At 34.0% G+C, this 247-nt stretch carries 1 protein-coding gene; it reads left to right on the top strand.

The genetic code is table 11. The annotated features are described in order from the left end of the window. The coding region (locus SB775_RS32470; RefSeq protein ID WP_410865407.1) for a hypothetical protein at positions 1–247 on the top strand (247 nt) is incomplete at both ends.

Raw genomic sequence — 247 nt, 5'->3', positions numbered from 1 at the left:
AGATGGTGCCATTACAAATGCTAAAATAGCCAATTTATCTGCCGACAAAATCACAGCTGGCACGATTAAAGGGATTACTATTGAGGGTTCACTTATAAAAGGGGCTAGAATCGAACCAATCTCTCAAAACTGGAGATATAATTCGTATATAACTGCTAATGAGATATATCAAGAATATTATGATGGGAAGACAAACGTATTAACTATTAAAGATGGTGTTTTTCAACAGTCTTATAAAAGTGATGAG

It is taken from the genome of Peribacillus sp. SIMBA_075 (genome assembly GCF_046534585.1).
This window is presented reverse-complemented; position numbering and strand designations above follow the sequence as displayed.